Source organism: Aeromonas sp. HMWF014 (genome assembly GCF_963878295.1).
Classification (GTDB): domain Bacteria; phylum Pseudomonadota; class Gammaproteobacteria; order Enterobacterales; family Aeromonadaceae; genus Aeromonas; species Aeromonas popoffii.
Genome location: NZ_CAWNYS010000256.1, coordinates 1 through 5887 on the forward strand (window position 1 = coordinate 1; position 5887 = coordinate 5887).

The window sequence follows — 5887 nt, forward strand, 5'->3', positions numbered from 1 at the left end:
GGTGGATGCTGTTTTGCTGTTCGTAAGGGCGGGTCACCGATTGCGCGGCCGCTTTGAGCTGCTCGATAGACTCCTGCAGCTCGGGGCTCAGGTTGTTCATCTGCAACTGTTCGGCCTTCTTCAGGTCGTTGTGCAGCTCCTGCAACTTGAACTCCTGCTCCAGCTCGGACTTGACCGAGTTGGCAGTGCTGCGGATCAGCCTGATCCAGTGGCTGGCGGTACGGATCGCCACGGGCAGCCGCTCGGGACCGAGCACCACCAGGGCGACGACACCGATGACAACCAGCTCCCAGAAACCGATATCGAACATGGCTTAGGCCTGTTCTTTATCTTTCTGCTTGGCGGTCTCGGCACTATTGGCCGCTTCGTTCAACTGCTTGGGGGGAAACTCGGCATCTTTCTGATCCGGTTTGGCATCAGCAGCCGGCTCATCGGACAGCGCCTTCTTGAAACCTTTGACGGCCGCACCCAGATCGCCACCGATCCCGCGCAGCTTCTTGGTACCGAACAGCAGCACGACGATGACTGCGACGATCAACAATTGCCAAATACTGATACCACCCATGATATTTCTCCAAGTCCAAATTTGACGCTAAGGTGCGCACGTGTGTTATTAACGATCACGATGCTGATGCCAGCCCGTAATTACTTCAAAACTGACGCCAAACTGCACGCGTGTGTTATTGACGGGAGCGAGCCTTGAACCACCCCAGCAGCCAGCATAACCCTGTGCCGGCCAGGCTGAGTTGTCCCCACTCAATATATTGTTTTTGGGTCAGCAAGAATACACCCGCCAATAGCAGGCTGGCGCCAACCCCCAAGAGGTAGCGAGCCTGTCCCTGCCGACGGCTGTGACGGCGGAAATCGGCAAACATCTGGTCGAAGTGGCGCTGCTGGTGACGGGTCTGGCGCAGGGTCTCATAGACCAGCTCCGGCAATTCAGGCAGTTTCTCTGCCCAGAATGGCGCTTTCTCTTTAATGGCATTCCACACGGCTTTCGGCCCAACCTGCTCGTGCATCCAGTTTTCCAGATAGGGCTTGGCGGTCTGCCACAAGTCCAGCTGGGGATAGAGCTGACGCCCCAAGCCTTCCACATAGAGCAATGTCTTTTGCAACAGCACCAGCTGTGGCTGCACCGCCATGTTGAAGCGACGGGCGGTGTTGAACAGGTTGAGCAGCACGTGGCCAAACGAGATCTCGGACAGCGGCTTCTCGAAGATGGGCTCCAGCACGGTGCGGATGGCGAATTCGAACTCATCCACCTTGGTGTCTGGCGGTACCCAGCCGGACTCCACGTGCAACTCGGCCACCCGGCGATAGTCGCGGTTGAAGAAGGCGAGGAAGTTCTCTGCAAGATAGCGTTTGTCTTCCCGGGTCAGGGTACCGACTATACCGCAGTCGATGCCGATCCAGAGCGGATTGTCGGGATGTTCATAGGAGACGAAGATATTGCCGGGATGCATGTCGGCGTGGAAGAAGCTGTCACGAAACACCTGGGTGAAGAAGACCTCAACGCCGCGTTCGGCCAGCAGCTTCATGTTGGTGCCGTTAGCCTCCAGTGCAGGAATGTCGGAAACCGGTATGCCGTAGATACGCTCCATCACCAGCACATGCTCACGGCAATGTTCGGTGAACACCTCGGGCACGTAGAGGGCATCGGAGCCGGTGAAGTTACGGCGCAACTGGATGGCGTTGGCGGCTTCGCGCATCAGGTTCAGCTCGTCGAGGATGGTCTTGCGATACTCTTCCACCACCTCGATGGGGCGCAGGCGCGCACTCTGGGGCACAAAACGGGCCACCAGACGGGCCAGGGTCTGCATCAGGCGCAGATCGGCCTCTATGACCGGCTCGATGTCGGGGCGGATCACCTTGATGACAATCTCGCGGCCATTCTCCTTCAATCGACCCGTGTGCACCTGGGCGATGGAGGCAGATGCCAGCGGCGTCTCGTCAAAGTCGTCGAACAGCGTCTCGACGGGGCAACCCAGGCTCTCCTCGATCTTGAGACGCGCCGCCTGACCACAGAAGGGGGGCACCCTGTCCTGCAACATGGCCAGCTCTTCGGCGATATCCGGCGGCAGCAGATCGCGCCGGGTCGACAGCATCTGACCGAACTTGATGAAAATAGGGCCGAGCGCCTCGAAGGCGAGACGAATGCGGGCACCGCGGCTGAGATCCGGTTGCTTGTTCTTGAGCCAGAACAAGGAACGACGGGCCAGACGACCCGGCCAGGATTGATAGCGGGCGGGCACCAGTTCGTCGATGCCCTGCTCCAGCAGGATGGTGATGATGCGATAGAGGCGCTTGAACTCCTTCGGGGTCATCAGGCCACCTGCTGTTCGAAGCGGGCCAGTCGCAGCTCGACCGCTTTCATCTGTTGCGCCAGCAGTTCGACATCGTCGTTGAAGCTCGCCACCTCCAGCGGGCCGGGTGCGAGGCGGACCTCTTCGGTCAGATATTCCGCCAACTGGCTGCGGCTGCGGCACAGCTCGCGGCCGACCAGGCGGCGCGCCTGACGGGCACCACTGAACAGGGTGTGAGCCAGCACGTCGCCGGTATAGCGCGACAGTTCCTCTTCCCAGTCGATATCCAGCTCACCCAGCAGCACGCTGAATGCCTGTACCAGCTGGGGATCGCCGCTCAGATCCAGCTTCTCCTCACGGATATAGCGGGTCAGGGCGGACGGGTCTTTCAACAGGCCCAGCGCCGTCAGCGAAAGGCTGAGCACTGCATCGGCCTCGCCTTCGTGGCGGGCAAGCACATCCAGCCGGCGATCGGAGAAGACAAACCAGAGCGGCTTGAGCTCACGCAGCTCCAGCTTGAGCACCTTGCCCGTCAGCTTGCGCAACCGCTCGGGACTCTGCTTGTCGAGCGTCAGCAACTGGTTGAGGCTGGTTTCGATCACGGCGGTGACCATGGCATCCATCGGCATAGGCGACCTTAAAACTTGTAACCGCGGTGCAGGGCGACCACACCCTGGGTCAGGTTGTAGAACTCAACCTGCTCAAAACCGACATTTTCCATCATCCCTTTCAGGGTTTCCTGATCCGGATGCATGCGGATGGATTCCGCCAGATACTTGTAGCTTTCACCGTCGTTCGCAACGATTTCGCCCATTTTCGGCAGTAATTTGAAGGAGTAGAGATCGTACAGCTTGGCGATCACCTCGCTGGCAGGCTTGGAAAACTCCAGCACCAGCAGACGGCCGCCCGGTTTCAGCACCCGGAACATGGAGGCCAACGCCTTGTCCTTGTCGGTGACGTTGCGAAGGCCAAAGCCAATGGTAATGACATCGAAGTGGTTATCCGGGAAGGGCAACGCCTCAGCGTTGGCCTGTACATAGGAGACGTTGTTCGCCACCCCCAGGTTGCGCAGCTTGTCGCGACCCACCTTGAGCATGGAGTCATTGATATCCGCCAATACTACCTGACCAGTCTCACCGACGATGCGGGAGAACTTGGCGGTCAGATCACCGGTACCACCGGCCAGATCCAGCACCTTCTGGCCCTTGCGCACACCTGAGCAGTCGATAGTGAAGCGCTTCCACAGGCGGTGGATGCCGAACGACATCAGATCGTTCATCAGATCATACTTGGCAGCCACCGAATGGAAGACGCCAGCCACCAACGTTTCCTTGTCGGTCGCAGCCACGGTTTTAAAGCCAAAATGCGTTGTCGTAGTCTGTTCTGACATCCCTTAAACACCCATAGAGCAAAGAATGGTCGCCAGTTTACCAGAGCCAATGGCGTGCGGACACCTTAAACCCGGCTGGCGACCAACTGCATGCCCAGCAACACCATGGCCAGACAGAGGAAAAGGTTGAGGCCGATATTGAGCACCGCCTTCAGATAAGCACCCTGCTGGGCCAGCACCACAGTATCCAGTGCGAAGGAGGAGAAAGTGGTGAGCGCCCCGAGGATCCCCACCATCAGCAGCGGTTTCATCGGGTGTTCCATCACATGACCCTGACTGATGAGCGCAAAGGCGATACCCATGATGAAAGAGCCCACCACGTTGACCACCAGGGTACCGTAGGGAAAATGGCGGCCCAGCAACAGCGCCATCAGCTCGGCGATACCAAAACGCAGGCAAGCACCGATGGCGCCGCCAGCGGCGACAAATAACCAGGTTTGCATAGGGCAGACTCCATAGTATCAGGCCAACATTATGCAAAATGTCGGCAAGCGGGGACAGCGGGGCAATTAATCGATATCGACCGCCTCAGCGGCGAAAGTCGACCGGTTCGACCCGATCCAGGTGGAGCGAGGTCTGGGCCGGCTGGGTCTCGGCAATCACACGACCATGGCGGATGGAGTAGCGCACCGGCACCTGACGGCGCACCGCATCGAAGCCATTCTCGGCGAGCAGGATCAGCAAATTAGCCGGCTTGCCCACCTCGATGCCATAGCGATCCTGCACATTCAGGGTGCGTGCGCTGTGGCAGCTGATCAGCTTGAGGCTGTCGTTGATCTGCTCGTAGCCCATGATCTGACACACATGCAGCCCCATGTGCAGCACCTGCAACATGTTGGCGGTGCCCATGGGATACCAGGGATCAAACACATCGTCGTGACCGAAGCAGACGTTGATGTTCGCCTCCAGCATCTCCTTCACCCGGGTGATACCGCGGCGCTTGGGATAGGTATCGAAGCGCCCCTGCAGGTGGATATTCACCAGCGGATTGGCCACGAAGTTGATGTCCGCCATCTTGAGCAGCCGGAACAGGCGGGAAGCATAAGCCCCGTTGTAGGAGTGCATGGCGGTGGTGTGGCTGGCAGTCACCCGATGGCCGATACCCCGCTCGTAACCCAGGGTCGCCAGCGTCTCGATAAAGCGGGACTGCTCGTCATCTATCTCGTCGCAGTGCACATCGACCAGAACCTGATACTTCTCGGCAAGATCGAAGATGTAGTGCAGACTTTCAACCCCATATTCTCGGGTAAACTCGAAATGGGGGATAGCGCCTATCACGTCGGCGCCCAGCTTGAGAGCTTCTTCAAGCAGCGCCTTGCCGTTGGGGTAGGAGAGGATCCCCTCCTGCGGGAAGGCCACTATCTGCAGCTCCACCCACTCCTTCATCTCCTCCCGCACCTCCAGCATCGCCTTCAAGGCAACCAGATTCGGATCCGAGACATCGACGTGAGTGCGAACAAACTGGATGCCGTTGGCAATCTGCCACTTCAGCGTCTGGATAGCCCGCTGTTTCACATCCTCATGGGTCAGCAGCGCCTTACGTTCGGCCCAGCGCTCTATCCCCTCGAACAGGGTACCGGACAGGTTCCAGCTCGGCTCCCCAGCAGTTTGGGTCGTATCGAGGTGAATATGAGGCTCGATAAAGGGGGCCATGGCCAGACCCTCCTGCCCATCCAGCTCCCGGGTAGACAGGAGGGGCTGGCTCATGGGGGCTATGGTCCGGATCAGGCCATCCTGGCACAAGACCTGCCACAATCCCTCCCTACCGGCCAGACGCACATTCTTTATCAGCATGTTTTTCTTCCTTTTTCTGACCCTGATTACCTTTTCCAATCCACAACTTAGCTTGGATTAATTTAATAGAAAAGCGTTCATATTGAATACATATGAGATCGCCACTATTGACAAACAACAACAATAAAGGGCGTTAATTGGGATAAAAGCAGGATTGACCGAGATCGGCAGCGCTACCTTGACCTCGATCGACAAGCATTGGGAATACAAACACAACGAACGACTGGTCGCAGCGATCGAGATAGAAGCCTCTGGACAGACTCGGTCCTATCTCGATGCCAGACAGATTTCGGTAAACTGAGAAAAGCGGATACAAAAAAGCCTCCCGATTGGGAGGCTTTAATATTTAATGGTGCTGATACCCAGAGTCGAACTGGGGACCTCATCCTTACCAAGGATG

General features: G+C 57.9%; 7 protein-coding genes. All 7 read right to left on the bottom strand.

Annotated features, from left to right (window positions below; translation table 11 throughout):
* On the bottom strand, window positions 1-310 hold a 310-nt coding region (gene tatB, locus AAC083_RS10435), incomplete at its 3' end, for a Sec-independent protein translocase protein TatB (protein ID WP_108536546.1).
* A gap of 3 nt (window positions 311-313) precedes the next feature.
* Window positions 314-565, bottom strand: a complete 252-nt coding sequence (tatA, locus tag AAC083_RS10440; RefSeq protein WP_042036056.1) for a Sec-independent protein translocase subunit TatA — start codon at window positions 563-565, stop codon at window positions 314-316.
* 115 nt (window positions 566-680) lie between these two features.
* Window positions 681-2324 carry a ubiquinone biosynthesis regulatory protein kinase UbiB gene (gene ubiB, locus AAC083_RS10445; RefSeq protein ID WP_108536547.1) on the bottom strand — a complete coding sequence of 548 codons (1644 nt, stop codon included), beginning with the start codon at window positions 2322-2324 and terminating at the stop codon, window positions 681-683.
* On the bottom strand, window positions 2324-2932 hold the full coding sequence (locus AAC083_RS10450) for a ubiquinone biosynthesis accessory factor UbiJ (protein ID WP_108536548.1): 609 nt from the start codon (window positions 2930-2932) through the stop codon (window positions 2324-2326). Before AAC083_RS10450 ends, ubiB begins: the two co-directional genes overlap by 1 nt.
* An 8-nt stretch (window positions 2933-2940) precedes the next feature.
* A complete protein-coding gene (gene ubiE / locus AAC083_RS10455; protein WP_108536549.1) occupies window positions 2941-3693 on the bottom strand; it encodes a bifunctional demethylmenaquinone methyltransferase/2-methoxy-6-polyprenyl-1,4-benzoquinol methylase UbiE in 753 nt (250 codons plus the stop codon).
* 65 nt (window positions 3694-3758) lie between these two features.
* Entirely contained in the window at window positions 3759-4136 is a 378-nt protein-coding gene (gene crcB, locus AAC083_RS10460) for a fluoride efflux transporter CrcB (RefSeq protein ID WP_042036050.1), read from the bottom strand.
* Between the two features lie 85 nt (window positions 4137-4221).
* On the bottom strand, window positions 4222-5487 hold the full coding sequence (locus tag AAC083_RS10465) for a cytosine deaminase (RefSeq protein ID WP_108536550.1): 1266 nt from the start codon (window positions 5485-5487) through the stop codon (window positions 4222-4224).
* Window positions 5488-5887: the final 400 nt, after the last annotated feature.

Coding starts and splice junctions, on each gene's coding strand:
- ubiE (WP_108536549.1), bottom strand. CDS start 3,693: ATGTCAGAACAGACTACGACAACGCATTTTGGCTTTAAAACCGTGGCT.
- crcB (WP_042036050.1), bottom strand. CDS start 4,136: ATGCAAACCTGGTTATTTGTCGCCGCTGGCGGCGCCATCGGTGCTTGC.
- AAC083_RS10450 (WP_108536548.1), bottom strand. CDS start 2,932: ATGCCGATGGATGCCATGGTCACCGCCGTGATCGAAACCAGCCTCAAC.
- AAC083_RS10465 (WP_108536550.1), bottom strand. CDS start 5,487: ATGCTGATAAAGAATGTGCGTCTGGCCGGTAGGGAGGGATTGTGGCAG.
- tatA (WP_042036056.1), bottom strand. CDS start 565: ATGGGTGGTATCAGTATTTGGCAATTGTTGATCGTCGCAGTCATCGTC.
- ubiB (WP_108536547.1), bottom strand. CDS start 2,324: ATGACCCCGAAGGAGTTCAAGCGCCTCTATCGCATCATCACCATCCTG.